17 protein-coding genes are annotated in these 15,934 nt (G+C 47.0%); 9 read left to right on the top strand and 8 right to left on the bottom strand.

What is annotated here, in order from left to right; all coding sequences use genetic code 11:
- Positions 1 to 146 precede the first annotated feature (146 nt).
- Positions 147 to 665: a YetF domain-containing protein gene (locus H6H02_RS02000; protein ID WP_190814083.1), complete on the top strand. Its 519-nt coding sequence runs from the start codon at positions 147 to 149 to the stop codon at positions 663 to 665.
- 344 nt (positions 666 to 1,009) lie between these two features.
- On the opposite strand, the gene H6H02_RS01990 is transcribed toward H6H02_RS02000, so the two are convergent.
- Complete coding sequence (locus H6H02_RS01990) at positions 1,010 to 2,512, bottom strand: NAD(P)/FAD-dependent oxidoreductase (protein WP_190814079.1); 1,503 nt, start codon at positions 2,510 to 2,512, stop codon at positions 1,010 to 1,012.
- A 165-nt stretch (positions 2,513 to 2,677) separates the two neighbouring features.
- Here H6H02_RS01990 and H6H02_RS01985 point away from each other — a divergent pair, with 165 nt between their 5' ends.
- Positions 2,678 to 3,403 carry a Uma2 family endonuclease gene (locus H6H02_RS01985; protein WP_190814077.1) on the top strand — a complete coding sequence of 242 codons (726 nt, stop codon included), beginning with the start codon at positions 2,678 to 2,680 and terminating at the stop codon, positions 3,401 to 3,403.
- Positions 3,404 to 3,427: 24 nt separating this feature from the next.
- On the opposite strand, the gene H6H02_RS01980 is transcribed toward H6H02_RS01985, so the two are convergent.
- Positions 3,428 to 4,882, bottom strand: a complete 1,455-nt coding sequence (locus H6H02_RS01980) for an aminotransferase class I/II-fold pyridoxal phosphate-dependent enzyme (RefSeq protein WP_190814248.1) — start codon at positions 4,880 to 4,882, stop codon at positions 3,428 to 3,430.
- A 123-nt stretch (positions 4,883 to 5,005) separates the two neighbouring features.
- Between H6H02_RS01980 and H6H02_RS01975 the strand changes: the two genes are divergently transcribed.
- Both H6H02_RS01975 and H6H02_RS01970 read left to right on the top strand, forming a co-directional pair.
- A complete protein-coding gene (locus H6H02_RS01975) occupies positions 5,006 to 5,479 on the top strand; it encodes a GNAT family N-acetyltransferase (RefSeq protein WP_190814075.1) in 474 nt (157 codons plus the stop codon).
- A 64-nt stretch (positions 5,480 to 5,543) separates the two neighbouring features.
- Entirely contained in the window at positions 5,544 to 6,230 is a 687-nt protein-coding gene (locus tag H6H02_RS01970) for a pyridoxamine 5'-phosphate oxidase family protein (RefSeq protein ID WP_190814073.1), read from the top strand.
- 56 nt (positions 6,231 to 6,286) lie between these two features.
- Here H6H02_RS01970 and H6H02_RS01965 read toward each other — a convergent pair whose 3' ends face one another.
- The 3 genes from H6H02_RS01965 to H6H02_RS27475 all read right to left on the bottom strand — a co-directional run bounded on the left by H6H02_RS01965 (position 6,287) and on the right by H6H02_RS27475 (position 9,406).
- Positions 6,287 to 7,351 (bottom strand): tetratricopeptide repeat protein, encoded by a 1,065-nt coding sequence (locus tag H6H02_RS01965; RefSeq protein WP_190814071.1) that lies wholly within the window; start codon positions 7,349 to 7,351, stop codon positions 6,287 to 6,289.
- Between the two features lie 209 nt (positions 7,352 to 7,560).
- Positions 7,561 to 9,270 (bottom strand): bifunctional 3,4-dihydroxy-2-butanone-4-phosphate synthase/GTP cyclohydrolase II, encoded by a 1,710-nt coding sequence (gene ribBA, locus H6H02_RS01960; protein WP_347342557.1) that lies wholly within the window; start codon positions 9,268 to 9,270, stop codon positions 7,561 to 7,563.
- Between the two features lie 7 nt (positions 9,271 to 9,277).
- On the bottom strand, positions 9,278 to 9,406 hold the full coding sequence (locus H6H02_RS27475; protein ID WP_277922496.1) for a hypothetical protein: 129 nt from the start codon (positions 9,404 to 9,406) through the stop codon (positions 9,278 to 9,280).
- 23 nt (positions 9,407 to 9,429) lie between these two features.
- Here H6H02_RS27475 and H6H02_RS01950 point away from each other — a divergent pair, with 23 nt between their 5' ends.
- On the top strand, positions 9,430 to 9,651 hold the full coding sequence (locus H6H02_RS01950) for a helix-turn-helix transcriptional regulator (protein ID WP_190432221.1): 222 nt from the start codon (positions 9,430 to 9,432) through the stop codon (positions 9,649 to 9,651).
- Entirely contained in the window at positions 9,648 to 10,253 is a 606-nt protein-coding gene (locus H6H02_RS01945) for a ScaI family restriction endonuclease (RefSeq protein ID WP_190666777.1), read from the top strand. The genes H6H02_RS01950 and H6H02_RS01945 overlap by 4 nt, the downstream gene beginning before the upstream one ends.
- Here the strand turns inward: H6H02_RS01945 and H6H02_RS01940 are convergent.
- A complete protein-coding gene (locus H6H02_RS01940; protein ID WP_190814068.1) occupies positions 10,230 to 11,129 on the bottom strand; it encodes a site-specific DNA-methyltransferase in 900 nt (299 codons plus the stop codon). The two genes, H6H02_RS01945 and H6H02_RS01940, sit on opposite strands and share 24 nt — an antisense overlap.
- A 478-nt stretch (positions 11,130 to 11,607) precedes the next feature.
- Between H6H02_RS01940 and argC the strand changes: the two genes are divergently transcribed.
- Together argC and H6H02_RS27470 are read left to right on the top strand one after the other, a co-directional pair.
- The gene (argC, locus tag H6H02_RS01935; protein ID WP_190814066.1) at positions 11,608 to 12,669 is read left to right on the top strand and encodes an N-acetyl-gamma-glutamyl-phosphate reductase; all 1,062 of its coding nucleotides are present in this window, start codon (positions 11,608 to 11,610) and stop codon (positions 12,667 to 12,669) included.
- 33 nt (positions 12,670 to 12,702) lie between these two features.
- Positions 12,703 to 12,828, top strand: coding sequence for a hypothetical protein (locus H6H02_RS27470; RefSeq protein WP_277922495.1), 126 nt, complete (start codon positions 12,703 to 12,705; stop codon positions 12,826 to 12,828).
- 201 nt (positions 12,829 to 13,029) lie between these two features.
- Here the strand turns inward: H6H02_RS27470 and H6H02_RS01930 are convergent, their stop codons facing one another.
- Positions 13,030 to 13,617, bottom strand: a complete 588-nt coding sequence (locus H6H02_RS01930; protein WP_190814064.1) for a hypothetical protein — start codon at positions 13,615 to 13,617, stop codon at positions 13,030 to 13,032.
- A gap of 110 nt (positions 13,618 to 13,727) precedes the next feature.
- On the bottom strand, positions 13,728 to 15,017 hold the full coding sequence (eno, locus tag H6H02_RS01925) for a phosphopyruvate hydratase (protein ID WP_190432237.1): 1,290 nt from the start codon (positions 15,015 to 15,017) through the stop codon (positions 13,728 to 13,730).
- Between the two features lie 246 nt (positions 15,018 to 15,263).
- Here eno and gloA point away from each other — a divergent pair, with 246 nt between their 5' ends.
- Positions 15,264 to 15,695: a lactoylglutathione lyase gene (gene gloA, locus H6H02_RS01920; RefSeq protein ID WP_190432239.1), complete on the top strand. Its 432-nt coding sequence runs from the start codon at positions 15,264 to 15,266 to the stop codon at positions 15,693 to 15,695.
- Positions 15,696 to 15,934 lie beyond the last annotated feature (239 nt).

The following is a 15,934-nucleotide window of genomic DNA, read 5'->3' as shown; positions in this document are numbered from 1 at the left end:
ATCACAAACACCCTGCAATTCTTTTAGATTCTCACAACTGATTTGAAGTTATATCCTCCCCATTACATAAAAGCTCATGTTATATTTCGCTGCAACGCTCATATGAGAAGCATTAACTTTTAATCTAGCTATTGAGAGGAGGGCATATGGTTCAGGAAATTGAGGAAGGTATCAACGGACTCTTGGGGCTAGACGCAGACAGTTTAACAATATTGCAAATGTCCTTGCGGGCTGTTGTTGTCTACATTGCAGGGTTAGCAATGATTCGCGTGGGTGAGAAGCGCTTTCTTGGCAAGAGTAGCGCGTTTGACGTGCTTCTGAGCATTATCGTTGGTTCAGTATTAAGCCGTGCGATCAACGGCTCGGCTGCTTTCTTCCCCACCTTAGGAGCGAGCATTGTGTTAGTGGGGCTGCACTGGCTGTTTGCCGCGATCGCATTTCGCAACGACAACTTTGCCACACTCGTCAAGGGGAAAGAGCGCGTACTCATTCGCGACGGCGAGATTCAGTGGAGTGCGATGCGAAAAAGTCATATCGGCGAACGGGATTTGCTGGGAGCGCTACGTAGCAAAGCGAATGTCACCGACCCCAGCAAGGTGCAAGAGGCTCGCTTGGAGCGTAGCGGTGACATTAGTGTAATTAAGCGCGATCGCTCTTCTAGCTAAGAAGCAAACTAATGAGGCTTAGACATTTTCTAGCCCTTAAAGGGCTGAAAAGCTCTCTGGACAGGGAAAAGAGGTTAATGACCTAAAAACGCCGGAAACCTTTGTCAATACTAGATTATTCCCATTTGAGCTGAAAGTTCTTCTAGGTGAGGATTTGAAGCCATTTTTGCTTCAGTTTTTGTCTAAGTTCCTCTAGGTGCTTGGTTGGAGAATATAATTTTTGCGGGATTCGGCTAGGCGATTACAGGGTAATCTACACCATTCATAACGATTCCCAAACAAGTGACATTCTCGTAGTCCAGCACCGCACCAAAGCCGATAATTAAGAAAGTTTGATTTGAACTTCAAATTTCCAATAATTTTGCCGTTTCTTGGGGAGTTACTAAAGTATTCGCACACAAAATTCCCGAAGCAGCAACTGCCGGAACGCCAATTCCTGGCATTGTGCTATCTCCTACGCGATACAATCCCGAAATCGGCGTTTGTGTTCCTGGAAATATCCCTTTACCGGCTGCAATTGCAGGACCATATGTTCCCTGGTAGCGGCGTAAGTAGTAAGCGTGAGTTAACGGTGTACCGATAAGTTCTAAGACAATGCGATCGCGTATATCCGGAATCACTGTCTCTAACGCACCCAATAGAGATTGCGATCGCTCTTTTTTCCTCTCCTCATACCCTTCATCTCGTCGCCATCCCTCGTAAGGTTCCAACGTGTAGGCGTGAACCACATGATGTCCCACTGGTGCAAGATTAGCATCCCACACTGAAGGGATAGAAATCATGCAAGTATTCCCCGGTTCGGTAATATCTTTACTCGCATCGTGAACTACCACATGATGTCCGGTCAGATTTCCCAAACCCTCAGCGCGGATGCCTAAATGTAAGTGCATAAAGCTATCAACCGCCGGGGTTTCTAGAGAATGCTGACGATAAGATTGCGGCAAATCTTCGGGGTGCAATAACTTAGTATAAGTATCCCAAAGGGTAGCGTTAGAAATTACTACAGGCGCGTTAATAACTTCACCATTCTTTAACTTAATGCCTGTTACTTTGCCTGATTGAATTAATATTTGCTCAACATGGGCATTCAATTTCAATTCGCTACCCCAACGCTTTAAACCACGCACCAAAGCATCCACAATTGCGCCACTTCCCCCAATCGGATACTCGACACCAGCGCGAGAACGTTCTCCCAACATAAATGCCACCTCTGGGGCAATTGTACCGTGCGCCTTAAGTCCAGAAAGTAAAAAACACTCCAAGTCAATTAAGCGCCGCACCCAAGGATCTCGCACCTCTCGATCCATCACATCGCCAACAGAACCTTGGACGATTCTTAGATGCGGTAGCAGTTTCAATACAGATGGTAAATATTGCCCCAAAATTACTTGTATTATCTGCCAGTCTGCTCTCAAAGCAATAGTAGGAATCCCCCGCAGCGATTCGTAAAGAGGTAGTAGACGTTTTTCAAATTGTTCTAATTCTCTGGCACCTTGAGGCGTAATTTCAGCAACAGCTTGCCGATAGCGTTCAGCATTACTGTAAACGGGAAAAGTGCCTTCAGGAAAATGATAATGTCCCATAGGATCGTAGCGAACAGCTTGCAACGATTCTCCCAGAACTTCTAACACTTGCTGTAATGGATTTAGACCGCTTTCAGGGGTGAGTCCGCAATAAAATGAGGGGCCAGAGTCAAAATGAAATCCCTGCCGCGAGAAACTGTGTGCAGCACCACCAGCGATCGCGTGACTTTCGCACACTAGCACCCGTTTTCCGTAACGGGCAAGTAACGCCCCTGCTGTTAAACCGCCAATTCCGCTACCGATAACAATTACATCTAAACTCATGTTATAGCAATCTCATTTTATTTATGAACACTATCTTTTTTAAACGAACCGCAGAGACACTGAGAACGCAGAGGAAGAGAAAAGGGATTATTTTTTAAATGGATTTGATGGAGTTTAGCTATATTTATTGGATAATTATATTAATAGCTTGTGGAGCTAATCTTTATGGTACAGCACAACCCGGAAACTAGATTACCAACAAGCGCTGAACTTCCTTGTTCGGATGATACACCAGTGGATAACGAAGACCAGAATTTTATCCCGAATTTTCTATTATTCTTGCTAGAGTTCATTTGGGGTAATCGCCTTGACTGGTATTTTGGTGTAGATATGGGCGTCTATCACACGACAGGTGTGAATCCGAGAGTACCCGTGGTGCCAGATGGGTTTCTAAGTTTGGGAGTTGAACGGAGAAAAGACAATGGTTCGCGCTCTAGTTATGTTCTCTGGGAAGAAAATAGTATTGCGCCTATTTTTGTCTTAGAAATTGTCTCTCACACCTATGGGGGAGAATACGACACAAAAATGGCAATTTATGCCAATTTAGGTGTGTTGTATTATGTAATTTATAATCCGAATTTCTGGCGGCGCGACCAGGAACAACCTTTTGAAGTTTACCGTTTAGTAAATGGCGTATATCATTTACAAATCGGAGAACCATTCTGGATGCCAGAAATTGGTTTAGGACTTGGGCGATTTGTGGCTCAAGTCGGAGGCATACAGCGCGAGGTATTGTACTGGTACGATGCCCAAGGTGTGAGGTATCAGACTGCTGAGGAATTAACTGAAATTGAGCGAAATCAGCGGGAGTTAGCACAACAGCAAGCATCTGAAATGGCTGAGTTACTGGCGAGATATCGCGATCGCTTTGGTGACTTAACCCAAGGGTAATAAATTTTACTTCCAGCTTCAGCTCTATTTCAAAACTTCAGCTAATCTGCTAATACCCTCCTCAATTTGTGGCAAAGTGAGTTCAGAGTAACCAAAGATAAACTCGCCTGGGCGATGCGCTTTGAGATAATGAGGTTGGGCGGACATCATCCCCACACCCACTTTCGCCGCACGATGAATAATCTCCTCATCGCTAAAGCTGGTGAACAGTCGCACCATCAAATGAATTCCAGCCTTTTCGCCTAAAATAGTCGCTTGTTCCCCAAAGTGAGCCTTTAAAGCCTGCACTAACACGCTTCGACATTGGTCATAGTGCGATCGCATTCTTCTGAGATGACGTTCTAAATGCCCTTCTTCAATAAAATCCGTCAGGATATACTGCTCTAACAACGGTAACTGGCGATCGCTCAACCACTTGGCGCGGGTAAAGATTGATACTAAATTCTGAGGTAATACTAAATAGCCAATCCGCAGCGAGGGAAACAGCACCTTCGAGAAAGTCCCGATGTAAAGTACCGAGTCACTTTCATCTAACCCTTGCAAGGCGGGAATCGGGCGATCGCCATAGCGATATTCGCTGTCATAATCATCTTCAATAATCATCGCCCCCGTAGAGTGCGCCCAAGACAGTAACTCTAATCGCCGGGGAAGCGATAGTATCGCCCCAGTAGGAAACTGGTGAGAGGGTGTTACGTAGACAAGTTTAATCGGTTCAGTTGCAGCGGCTAAATCCTTGACCAATAAGCCTGACTCATCTACACCGATAGGCAAGAGTTTAGCGCCCTGCGAGAGAAAGATTCGCCGTGCGCTGAGGTAGCCTGGGTCTTCGATCGCGATCGCATCCCCCGGATCAATCAACAAGCGCATCACCATATACAGCGCTTGCTGGGTGCCATTGGTCATGATTACAGAGTCGGGGTCGCACTGCACCGCACGAGAACGAGACAGGTAACGGGCGATCGCTTCTCGCAAAGGTCTGTGTCCTTGCGGATCGGTTGTATAGTCCAGCCAAGAGGAGCCTTTGCGACAGTGACTCAACAGCAGCTTGCGCCACAGTTGCATTGGAAATTTATCAAAAGCAGGTCGTCCGTAGCGAAAGCTAATCGCGGTGTCGAGTACACTCCTCAAAGAGACATCCGTATGGGATAAACCTATCCCATACTTGGACAGCTTGCAAAGTGGACGAGCAATCTTCTCTTGAGACTCAACAGGCGTACTTCGCAGCATCAAGTCGGGGAGTTGATCGCAGACAAACGTCCCAGAACCTACGATGGTTTGGATATAGCCTTCGCTGAGCAGTTGCTCATAACTTTGGGTAACGGTAGTACGAGAAATCCCTAAAGATTTGGAGAGCGATCGCGTTGAAGGAATGCGCTCTTTAGGCGCTAAACGTCCGCTCAAAATAGCTTGACGCAGTTCTTCGTATAGCTGTCGATGTAAGGGTATTGCATTGCTGTCGAGGGCGATCGCTAAATCCATACTTACCCGCTTGAGAGAATCAGACCGAAGTGGACTGATATTAGATCGCAAAAGTGGCTCTTGTAGAAGACCACTTTCAAGATTACTCTAACAGTGAAACAAGCGTGAACCCGTATCGTGGTGATGGGACAAGAAATCTATATCAGAGAGGCTTTTCCAGAGGAAGATTCCCTAATTGCTGAACATTTTTATCAAATGTGGCTGGATAATGATGTTCCTTCTGACTCTATTGAGTCAGACTGGCTCGACATTACCCTCCAGTTTATAGAAGGCGCTCGAAAAGAGCGATGTTACAAAGCTTTTGTCGCGGAGGTTGATGGTAGAGCGATCGCTTCAGCCAGTTGTCAGCTGTTTGCTGGTCTTTACCCGCATATCCTCAAACCGGAATATCGCAACTATGGATACATCTGGGGAGTTTACGTTGAACCGCCTCACCGCAGACAGGGACTTGCCAAAAAACTCACACTTTGTGCAATCGACCATCTGAAATCGCTTAACTGCACAAGGGTTATCCTACACGCCTCTCCATCAGGTAAGCCAGTTTACTCTAGTCTTGGGTTCAGTGAAACTAACGGGATGCGGCTAGATTTGATGTGATCAAACATACCTTACCAAGCGTCTGTAAGCCGTCAAAGGTATTAAATACTACTAGGAGGAAATCATGAGTTCTTTAGAACATGAAATAAATGAGGAACTTACTCATACGCAACGCAGCACGGTCAAGCGTCTTCCTCAACGCGCAGATTATGAACGTCAGGTTATCTATCAAATTTTGGATGAAGGGTTGGTGTGCCATGTTGGATTTGCCGTAGACGGTCAGCCTTTTGTCATTCCTACTGCTTATGGGAGGGTGGGAGACAAGCTGTATATTCATGGATCGCCTGCTAGCCGGATGTTGCGATCGCTCTCCAACGGGATTGAGGTCTGCGTTACAGTCACCCTGCTTGATGGGCTGGTACTGGCGAGGTCTGCCTTCCACCACTCAATGAATTATCGCTCAGTTGTAATTTTTGGCACAGCGATGATTGTGGATAACCCTGAAGAAAAGCTGGAAGCACTCCTCGCCTTTACAGAACACGTAATACCGGGGCGATGGGCAGAGGTGCGATCGCCAAGTCGGCAGGAAATCCAAGGAACCTTGGTACTCTCCCTACCCCTAAATGAGGCATCAGCTAAGGTGCGGACTGGCGATCCTAACGATGACGAAGCAGACTACAGCTTACCCGTGTGGGCGGGTGTTGTTCCCCTGCAATTAACTGCTGCTGCGCCAATTGCAGATTCTCGTTTACAGCCGGAGATCAGCCTACCCGATTACGTAAAAAATTACACCCGTGTTTGCGAAAGGTAACAACCCTGACCGACTTTGACCTCAGAACGCGGTTGGGATCTGGTGATGGAGGAGGTCTATTTTAACTGTCTAAGCAGCGCCAGTGCTTTTTGAGAGTCAGCGGTTAGTCCTTGCTCGGAGAAAAGTCGCACAGCGGCTTGTAAATCCTCACTTGCGCCTGTAGCATCGCCGGTTTCGTAGCGCAGCAGCCCCCGGTTGCCATAAGCTTTAGCAAAGTTGGGAGAAATAGAGATCGCCTCGGTATAGTCGGCAATGGCTGCTTGAGGATTGCCGATTTGCTGATGGGCGATCGCTCGATTGTAGTAAGCTGCTGCATTGTTGGGATCGCGCTGGATAGCTTGGTTGTAATCCGCGATCGCTTCTTTGATATTTCCCAGTCGCCGTTGGATAATCCCGCGATTGTAATAAGCTGCTACTAGATTGGGGTTGAGACTTAGAGCCTTTGTAAAATCAGCGATCGCTTCCTGGGTTTCTCCCAGTTGAACGCGAGCATTCCCCCGATTCACGTAGGCGGTGGCATCCTTAGGCTGAAGCTGAATCGCTTTGCTGTAGTCTTCAACGGCTTCTCTACGATTTCCTAGCGCACTGCGGGCGTTCCCCCGGTTGTAATAAGCGATCGCATTTTTCTGGTCGAGATTCAGCGCCTTGGTGTAATCCTCAATCGCTTCCCGATACTTTTTTTGGTCAGCATAAACGACACCCCGGTTGAGGTAGGCATCGGCATTCTGGGGATTTCGCTTCAGCAACTCCGTGTAATCTGCGATCGCTCCCTGATTATCTCCTAGCTTCCGCCTTGCCAACCCTCGGCTGTAGTAGGCTTTAGCCAGGTTGGTATCCTGGCGAATTGCAGCGGTGAAATCATTGAAAGCGCCGCTATAGTTTTCTTGGTTATACTTCTCCATCCCCCGATTGAATAAGTCCTCTGCACTCGACTGAGCCACTATAAGAGTGCTAGGGAAAGAGTGCTGAGGAAACAATAGGGGCTGAGTCTGTGCATAGATAACTGTCGTCCCTCCACTAAGTAAGGCGGCAGTTCCTATAACGGTGATAGCTTTATATCCGTAGTGCATCGCTTCATTACTAGAAATTAGGGAATTAAGTAACTGGGTGAAAATAAACATAACTCAATAAGCCGGTTCATCGTTGATTGTTCATGGTAATTTTCAATCTTCCATCAACGATAAACAGTCCTATTCGTTAAGTTTAGTTGTCCCAATCTACTTAGACGCTCATCAACTAAAAGCTCACAAACGTTGGCTAAAAATCTTCCTAACTCTACTCAGCCCTCAGTCCTCAGTCCTAACTCTACTCAGTCTTTAACCCTCAGTCCTCAGCCCTCACCACTCTGAAAGCTGTAGATTTTTTGGGTTTCTAAATGGTCGCAAACCGACGAAGGCAGGGTACTTACGGGGAAGTTCTGCCGGTCTAGCTGGATTTGTAAGCCTGTTAGGGGGTCTATTCCCGTCGAAACCATAAATTCCAGATATTCCAACTGAGGCCAGGCGCTCAAAGCATCCAGAATTTGCGCGATCGCTCGGACGTAAGGATGTCCTGCCTGCTGATACCAATCGGGTGACGCCAGATTGGGTTGATCAAAACCCAAGTGAACAGTTAACGATGGCGTGCCGAACAAAGCGATCCCAACAGGTCGCGTTTCTTCCTGCAACAACAAATCGTGAGTTTTTGCCAAATGCCGCAGTTTCTCTAATCGTTCGTAGCGCTTTGTGACTGACTCCGGCTCATCCTGCCAGTGCAGCGCTACGGTGATTAAATACGTCTGCAACAGCATATGACCCAGCTTTTTCGCTTTGGTCGCTAGATAGATCGAGTTATAATCATTCGCCTCAATCAGCAGCGGTACCCGATCCACCACCTCTAAGCCGTACCCTTTTAAACCTGCAATCTTGCGGGGATTATTCGTAATCAGGCGAATTTTTTTTACTCCCAAATCGTTGAGAATTTGCGCCCCCACCCCGTAATCCCGCAAGTCAGCAGGGAAACCTAGGCGCTCGTTTGCTTCGACGGTATCCAGCCCCATATCTTGCAACGAGTAAGCTTTCAATTTATTCACCAGCCCAATTCCCCGTCCTTCTTGGCGCAGGTAAACCACAACCCCCGACCCGGCATTCTGAATCATTTTCAGCGCCGCTTGTAGCTGCATTCGGCAGTCGCAGCGCATGGAACCTAAAGCATCACCCGTGAGGCATTCTGAGTGCATTCGCACCATCACTGAGTGGTCTGAGAACTCGGCTGGGTCTCCCTTCACAATGGCGACGTGTTCGGATTGATCCAGGCTGTTGCGGTAGGCGTAAATTTGAAAATTCCCAAACTGAGTCGGCAGTTCAGCAATCGTCTCGCGGCAGACAAACCGTTCGTGGTTGAGGCGGTAACTAATTAAGTCAGCAATGCTAATAATTTTCAGTTGGTGGGTCTTGGCGTACTCGATTAACTCTGGCAACCGCGCCATCGACCCATCGGGATTTTGGATTTCACAGATGACCCCAGCCGGATACAATCCCGCCAATTTTGCCAAATCAACTCCGGCTTCTGTATGACCGGCTCGTTTCAGGACGCCCCCTTCCCGCGCCCGCAAGGGAAAAATGTGACCGGGACGGCGCAAGTCATTCGGCTGGGTCGATGGGTTGAGGGCGACTTGTATCGTCACCGCCCTATCCTCCGCTGAGATGCCGGTACGAACTCCCATATTCGGTGCGGCGTCGATGCTGACGGTGAAGGCAGTTTGGTTGCTGTCGGTGTTGTTGCTAACCATCAAGGGCAGATCCAGTTCATCCAGGCGATCGCCTGTCAGCGCCAGACAAATCAGACCCCGTGCATTCACCGCCATGAAATTAATCATGTCGGGCGTCGCGAACTGAGCCGCGCCAATCAAGTCGCCTTCGTTTTCCCGGCTCTCATCATCTACTACTACGACCACCCGCCCAGCCTTCAGGTCTGCCAAGGCGGCGTCAATCGCGTCAAATTTAAACGGTTGGGTTGAAGAAGCGCGATTTTGCGCGTCTTTGCTTTGAGACAATTCCACAGATTAATTAGAGCAATAAACCATATATCCAGTATCTCTTTTTGAGAGTAGCCTGTCGGCACCCCCCAGCGGCGCGATCGCGCCGCTTGGGGGCGACGCTCAAATTGATACTTATCGTCTGTGGAATAATAGGCATCTGAAGCATCATCCTTTCTCCTAATGGTGACAAATCCTGAGCTAGAAAAATTTGGCGATCAAGTTCGGCAGTTGAGAAAGGCTCGCGGCCTTTCTCAGGAAAAACTGGCAGAACTAACAGATTTACACCGCACATACATTGGTGGTATTGAGCGGGGTGAGAGAAATGTTGCCTTAGTCAATATCGTCAGATTAGCAAGAGCTTTGCGTGTGTCACCAAGTGAATTGCTTAAAGAAATTGAATGAATAACTCTCCCTACGAAGGGCTTTTAGTTCAAGAGTGGCAAGCCAAGACTCTAGAGCTGATAGACCAACACCCACTTGACCCTAATGAAATTTATGAAGTTGTAATTCAAGTATGGAGTGAAATTTTTCAATCAAGTATAACCAGTAGGGGATATAAAATTGGAGTAGACTTTTTTCCAAGTCCGCAAGTTTTAGGGTCGTTTTTACACGATCTCATACCATTAGAATTTGCCTATAGATATCCGCAAATCTGGCGCATTCAGTCAAATAAATACGAAAAAGACTTGGTTTATGTACCTGATGACTACTTCTCGATAGAGATTAAAACATCCTCTAGCAAGCGAAATACATATGGTAATCGTAGCTATACTCAAAAAAGCTCCACTGTAAATCCAGGAACTAAAACAAAATCAGGTTATTACCTTGTAATTAACTTCCAAAAATTAATTATTAGTTTATTAAACCCACAAATCAATTTAGTTAGATTTGGATGGCTGGATCTTGATGACTGGAAAGGACAAAAGTCACAAACTGGTCAGCAAGCCAATCTGAGACCTGAAGTAGAGCGTTACAAACTGTTAAAAATACCGCTCCAGACATAACTCCTCATCTGAATTTGGAGAATTATCTAAAGACAAAGACAATTGCGCTTTACTGGCTTGATTTCTAGTTAGAAAATTATCAATCCTATTGGCAGCAACTTCACAGTATTCTTTTTGAATCTCGAAACCAATAACGGGGCGTTGTAAACTTAAAGCAGTAACGGCAGTAGTACCCGATCCCATAAATGGATCTAAAACAATCTCGTTTAAATTGGATGCAGACTTTATTATTCGCTCAATTACAGCAATTGGAAATTGCGCTGGATGAGAAGTGCGTTCTTTTGAGGCTCTATTTTGACCAGATGTAACTTTAGGAAATTCCCATACATCAGTAGGATTTTTACCTAAAACATTTACTTTAATTTTACCGTTCTTTTTTTGATTTGGATATTTTACATTTGGATCTCTAACATCATCAAGATTAAAAGTATATTTATCGGGATTCTTGACATACCACAAAAATTTCTCGTTTCTTGGTGAAAAAAACTTAGTTCCTGCCACTCCAGCACCATAGTTCCAAACAACTTCTTGAATTAAATAGAAGGGAATCCTATTCCAAAGAAGATATGAAATAGGAATCGCTTTAGCACGAGTTGGAATGGACAAATAGCCCAAGTTTAGCCAAAAGGCACCACTTGACGATGTAATATGGTGAACCTTAACTATCCACTTTTCACACCAATTTAAATATTCATCTAGTGGTAGCGGTTTTTCATACTCTTTCCCAATGTTATAGGGCGGGCTTGTGACTGTTAAAGCAATGCATTCCTTTGGCAATTTTTGCATTGCTTCCAAACAATCAATGTTATAAATCAGGCAGTTTGGAGCCTGAAAGTACGGTTTGCCCAAAAGTCTAGTCACCTCAGTCGAAAACATAAGATGCCGCCACAAAAATATTCAATTCAATGATACTTATAGTGTTCACAATAGAAAACGTTTTGTCAAGTGTGTCATGATGTTGATTTATAACGCTAATTAGACCACGCAGCACCGCCCAAAATATCAATTGGAGCGGTGCTTTTCTATAAGGATAAATTCCCAAAAGAGTCGGTCACTCCCCGAACAGTTGCTCTAGCCAACCTTGAATTCGCCGCAGCTAACCTTGTAACCCTAAATGATGACGCTGATATTTCTACCACCAAATCTTAGTTTTAATACTACAATGCAGCAAAAGTCGCTTTCAGCCATCAGCTTTTAGCAGGACTGAGGAATAAGCAATGACAAAGAAATTCTATTCAGCAACCATTGGGGACATGGCAATGCCGTATGCTGATCGCTCAGTACTGACTTTGGTTGACTGCGCTTTGCTGACCGCTGAGCGTTTAAAATTTAAACTTTTTAGGGAACAAGCATCATGGGTGATTTAGGGCGCGTGCCTGTTGGAATTGTTGGCGCGTCAGGCTATGGTGGTGTGCAACTTGTACGACTCTTGATGGAGCATCCAGGAGTCGAACTGGTTTACCTAGGCGGCGAGAGTAGCGCTGGAAAGTCATTTTCCGACCTTTACCCCCATTTAGGTCATCGCGTTGACTTAAAGATAGAACCGCTTGATTTAGATACCATTGCCAATCGCTGTCAAGCTGTTTTTCTCTCTTTGCCCAACGGTCTTGCCTATCAGATGGCACCGACGCTAGTGGCGAAGGGGTGCAAAGTGCTGGATTTATCCGCCGATTACCGATTTTCCAACCCGGAAACCTATCAAGCTTGGTACGGTGGAGAACGTCAAGACAGAGAACTCGCAACTACAGCGGTTTACGGCTTACCGGAACTATACCGCGATCGCATTGCTGACGCTCAGTTAGTGGGTTGCGCTGGTTGCTATCCCACCGCCAGTTTGCTAGCACTCTCGCCGCTACTCAAGCAAGGCTTAGTCTTGCCAGAAACTGCGATTATCGACGCTAAATCTGGCACCTCCGGGGGCGGACGGCAAGCGAAAACTAATTTGTTGCTGGCTGAGGCAGATAATACGCTAGGAGCTTATGGTGTTGGTGGACGGCACCGACATACCCCCGAAATTGAGCAAGTTTGTAGCGATCTCGCCGGTCACGAAGTTACGGTACAGTTTACCCCTCACCTGATTCCAATGGTGCGCGGGATTCTAGCAACCGTTTATGCCAACTTGCGCGATCCGGGGTTAGTGAGAGAAGACTTGATTACCATCTTTTCAGCCTTCTACCGTGCTTCGCCTTTTGTCAAAATATTACCAGGCGGCATCTACCCCCAAACGAAATGGGCTTGCGGGACTAATCTTTGCTATATCGGCATCGAAGTTGATCCCCGCACCGATCGGGTCATTGTCATGTCAGCGATTGATAATTTAATCAAAGGTCAAGCTGGTCAAGCTCTCCAGTGTCTTAACTTGATGCTGGGTATGGAAGAAACCCTTGGCTTACCTCAACTCAGTTTTTATCCATAACGATCTACTTTCAGATTTTGGGTGTTGAGTTGGATGGCTGAGGGATCGGTTTTTCGGAGTCGTCGAATCAGCGGCTGGTATTGGCAATCAGAGGGACTTCCTGAAGTTAGCTGCGGCGGGAAAAAATTTGACGCGATCGCGCAACTCAATCGCCGCTGAATAAAATATTGCATCGCTAGAGGCATACCAAAAACCCGTTTTCTAGTCTAGAAAACGGGTATCTAAAATAATTGGCTGGCAAAGAGCGATCGCAGGTTGTAGTATTTATTCACCCCTAATTCCTGGTGTAGACGCATGGCACAAACACGCCCCTACAGAATGTGAATGAGTTTATGTGAAAAAATAGTCCAAATACTTTGATTACGGCATCAATTGAAATGAGCCGAAAAACTTTTGAACATCTTTAGCGTTTGAACCAAGCGTGCTGACTTGGTACAGCCGCTTGTTCACCAGAAAAATCCGAGATTGACCAATAGAACCGTCAGCATCTTTGTACTTAATTTCTCTGCCAGGACTTCCATGCAGTGAAATTGGGCGCTGAGCGATTAACTTCGCACCCTCGGTTATATAACCCTCAGTCGCCGCATCCAAGAGTTCTTCAGCCTCTAGCTCTTCGATCTCTTTGGCAAAGTCAGCATAGGAGACTAAAAACACACCATCCGACGTATCGGCTGTAAACAAATGCTGTTCAACGTTGCCCTCTTCAGCTTCCTCGGTATAGGTTTCTTCCTCTGGGCTTTCCGGCATTAGCACCACAAAGCCTCCATCAGAGGAAGAAAACTCCTGCCAATCCTCTTGAGTGGCTGGAATCGTTTCAGTAGCGCTGATGAGCTGACAGTTATTACAGGGTTGAATTTGAGGGAACGGTCTGACTGCTTCGGCTCGGACGGCTGCTGACACAGACAGGGGAGCAAATAGGGTGGCGATCGCTAGGATTTTTAGTTTCATCTTGAGTTGTGCAAAAGTCGGTCAATCCTTTTATAGACAACAGACAAATTGACTGAATTCCTGAACGAGCCACCCGATCATCTGGCACAAACTGCCCGAATTAATCCGCTTTAGCGGGGGCCTAGCCCAATCGTAGCCGCATAAACTGCGCGATCGCCCAATTCATCTTCAATTCGCAGCAGTCGGTTGTATTTCGCCACCCGTTCGCTGCGACAAAGCGAACCTGTTTTGATTTGTCCGGCTCTCGTGGCTACGGCTAAATCGGCAATCGTGGTGTCTTCAGTTTCACCGGAGCGATGGCTGATGATTGACCGGAATCCGTTGCGGGTAGCCAGTTCAATCGTTTCCAGAGTTTCCGTAAGAGAACCAATTTGGTTGAGTTTAATCAGGATCGAGTTAGCGGCGGCTTGCTCAATGCCTTTTTGCAGGCGGATGGGGTTCGTGACAAAGAGATCGTCGCCGATGAGTTGAACGCGATCGCCCATTTTCTCGGTTAATAGTTTCCAGTTTTCCCAGTCTTCTTCGTGCAGTCCGTCCTCAATTGAGACAATTGGATACTGTCCCACCAATTTACCTAGATACTCAATAAAGTCAGCCGGGGAGTGAGATGAGCCATCGTAGACATACTGCCCTTCTTTATAGAACTCACTGGCAGCAACATCTAGCGCCAGTGCCACGTCTTCTCCGGGTTTATAGCCAGCCTTTTCAATCGCCGCCACTAATAGTTCCAAAGCCGCTTGATTGGACTCTAAATTAGGAGCAAAACCGCCTTCATCGCCAACGCCAGTCAGCAAGTTTTTGTCCTTTAAAACTTTGCTGAGAGCCGCAAACACCTCGGCACCCCAACGCAGCGCTTCCTTAAACGAAGATGCCCCGACCGGCACAATCATAAATTCTTGGAAATCCACGTTATTATCCGCGTGGGCACCGCCGTTGATAACGTTCATCAACGGCACCGGCAGCACATTCGATAAGGGACTACCGAGATAGCGATAGAGCGGTAATTCCAGAGCCGCTGCACCCGCTTTTGCAGTTGCCAGGGAGACGGCGAGAATAGCATTGGCTCCCAAATTCGATTTATTTTCCGAGCCATCCAGCTCAATCATCGTGCGGTCAACCAAAACCTGATCGAGCGCATCCATCTCCAACAACTCAGGAGCAATTTTCTCCTCGACATTCTGGACGGCTTGGAGGACGCCTTTGCCACCGTAGCGGCTGGCATCCTCATCCCGCAGTTCGTGGGCTTCAAAAGTCCCTGTAGAAGCGCCGCTGGGAACTTGAGCCAATCCCATCACACCGTTGATCAGATAGACTTCGGCTTCCACTGTGGGACGCCCCCGCGAGTCGAGAATTTCACGAGCCACAATGGCGTCGATGGCAGTATCTGGCGTGTTAATCATTCCGTTTCACCCTTCAGTAGCAAAATTGCAAGTGTCTCACACATCAGCAAACCTTAGATAGGCTTTTTAGCCAGCTGGTTATAGCGGTGGTCATCCCTTGTCGAAAACACCTAGCGTGGCTGAATGTAATATGGTTTCTATGGTGGCGTGGGTTGTTGTGTAAAGATCCCGATCGGGGATTGAAATAGAATACGTCCTGAGCGGACACTCAAACGTCATATTAAAAAGGAATTCGGGATCAAAACGATGCGAATGCTACATACGATGTTGCGAGTCGGCAACCTAGAAGAGTCTTTGAAATTTTACTGCGACGTGCTGGGCATGAAGTTACTGCGCCGCAAAGATTATCCGGATGGGAAGTTCACGCTGGCATTTGTGGGTTACGGTGACGAATCTGACCATACAGTTGTGGAATTAACCTACAACTGGGGCGTAGAGCAGTATAACCTGGGAGATGCCTACGGTCATATAGCTCTTGGCGTTGATGATATTTACGCCACCTGTAATGAAATTAAGGCTCGTGGCGGCAAGGTGTCGCGGGAACCGGGGCCAATGAAGCACGGTTCCACGGTGATTGCTTTTGTGGAAGACCCGAATGGCTACAAGATTGAGCTTATTCAGCTAGGAACTCAGGGATCTGCCCAAAAGCAGGAAACGGCTGAAGCAGCAAGTCGGTAGGTTTTTGCTCCATCCTTCCTAAGAAGTGACCAGCCCTGGCGAATGGAATTCGCGGCTATACAAACCAAGTCCGCCTATGCGCTTACGCGCACGCTACGCTAACGCGGACTGAGGAAAATTCCGGGTTTTGAAACCTGCGTAGGCAGGTTTTGTTTGTGTAGCTGCGGTTTCAACCGCCCGATTGAGAATGGTGCTTTTTTCAACGGGCTAGACTCGATCAAAGGAGCCACATCAAAACC

The sequence above is a fragment of the Coleofasciculus sp. FACHB-1120 genome (genome assembly GCF_014698845.1).
Lineage (GTDB): Bacteria > Cyanobacteriota > Cyanobacteriia > Cyanobacteriales > FACHB-T130 > FACHB-T130.
This window is presented reverse-complemented; position numbering and strand designations above follow the sequence as displayed.

Bases quoted from the DNA above. Each gene is read 5' to 3' on its own strand.
- H6H02_RS01965 (WP_190814071.1), bottom strand. From the start codon at position 7,351: ATGTTTATTTTCACCCAGTTACTTAATTCCCTAATTTCTAGTAATGAA.
- H6H02_RS01940 (WP_190814068.1), bottom strand. From the start codon at position 11,129: ATGTTTTCGACTGAGGTGACTAGACTTTTGGGCAAACCGTACTTTCAG.
- H6H02_RS27475 (WP_277922496.1), bottom strand. From the start codon at position 9,406: ATGCCTATTATTCCACAGACGATAAGTATCAATTTGAGCGTCGCCCCC.
- gloA (WP_190432239.1), top strand. From the start codon at position 15,264: ATGCGAATGCTACATACGATGTTGCGAGTCGGCAACCTAGAAGAGTCT.
- H6H02_RS01930 (WP_190814064.1), bottom strand. From the start codon at position 13,617: ATGAAACTAAAAATCCTAGCGATCGCCACCCTATTTGCTCCCCTGTCT.
- H6H02_RS27470 (WP_277922495.1), top strand. From the start codon at position 12,703: ATGGCTGAGGGATCGGTTTTTCGGAGTCGTCGAATCAGCGGCTGGTAT.
- H6H02_RS01970 (WP_190814073.1), top strand. From the start codon at position 5,544: ATGAGTTCTTTAGAACATGAAATAAATGAGGAACTTACTCATACGCAA.
- H6H02_RS01990 (WP_190814079.1), bottom strand. From the start codon at position 2,512: ATGAGTTTAGATGTAATTGTTATCGGTAGCGGAATTGGCGGTTTAACA.
- H6H02_RS01950 (WP_190432221.1), top strand. From the start codon at position 9,430: ATGGTGACAAATCCTGAGCTAGAAAAATTTGGCGATCAAGTTCGGCAG.
- argC (WP_190814066.1), top strand. From the start codon at position 11,608: ATGGGTGATTTAGGGCGCGTGCCTGTTGGAATTGTTGGCGCGTCAGGC.
- H6H02_RS01980 (WP_190814248.1), bottom strand. From the start codon at position 4,882: ATGGATTTAGCGATCGCCCTCGACAGCAATGCAATACCCTTACATCGA.
- H6H02_RS01945 (WP_190666777.1), top strand. From the start codon at position 9,648: ATGAATAACTCTCCCTACGAAGGGCTTTTAGTTCAAGAGTGGCAAGCC.
- H6H02_RS01975 (WP_190814075.1), top strand. From the start codon at position 5,006: ATGGGACAAGAAATCTATATCAGAGAGGCTTTTCCAGAGGAAGATTCC.
- H6H02_RS02000 (WP_190814083.1), top strand. From the start codon at position 147: ATGGTTCAGGAAATTGAGGAAGGTATCAACGGACTCTTGGGGCTAGAC.
- eno (WP_190432237.1), bottom strand. From the start codon at position 15,017: ATGATTAACACGCCAGATACTGCCATCGACGCCATTGTGGCTCGTGAA.
- H6H02_RS01985 (WP_190814077.1), top strand. From the start codon at position 2,678: ATGGTACAGCACAACCCGGAAACTAGATTACCAACAAGCGCTGAACTT.